Source organism: Psychroflexus salis, from assembly GCF_014640175.1.
Lineage (GTDB): Bacteria > Bacteroidota > Bacteroidia > Flavobacteriales > Flavobacteriaceae > Psychroflexus > Psychroflexus salis.
The window spans coordinates 1-430 of record NZ_BMGL01000033.1 but is presented as its reverse complement, the minus strand read 5'-3'; the positions used below and the strand labels follow the sequence as shown (position 1 = coordinate 430).

1 protein-coding gene is annotated in these 430 nt (G+C 41.4%); it reads left to right on the top strand.

Annotation, left to right across the window (positions count from 1 at the left end):
- The coding region (locus IEV63_RS12925; RefSeq protein ID WP_229737268.1) for an FIDD domain-containing protein at positions 1 to 430 on the top strand (430 nt) is incomplete at both ends.

Sequence of the window (430 nt, the reverse complement as noted above, 5' to 3'; positions counted from 1 at the left end):
TGCAGAAACAGGACAAAATCCGTTGACATCGCCTTATGCAAATGTAGTACCAGGGGAACAAACTTTGCACGTGCGTATTTACCAAGAAATCGATGGTTTACAATGCATCCAAACCACGACCTTAGATTTATTGGTATACGATTCACCGCTACTCAATGAAATCGAACCTTTAATTGCCTGCGATTTAAACGAAACGGGCATTCAGTTTTTCGATCTGACCCAAGTAGAAGAAGATTTGTTTTTTGAAGGACAAGCTACAGAAGACTTTGAAATCAGCTATCACTTAAGTGAGAACGCAGCGAATAATGACACAGGAGTAATCGGCACACCGACTGCTTACCAAAACCAAACCAGTCCACAAACGTTGTATGTAAGGGTCACGGATCCGACATCACCATTGAACTGTTACAATATCGAACCGATAGAATTG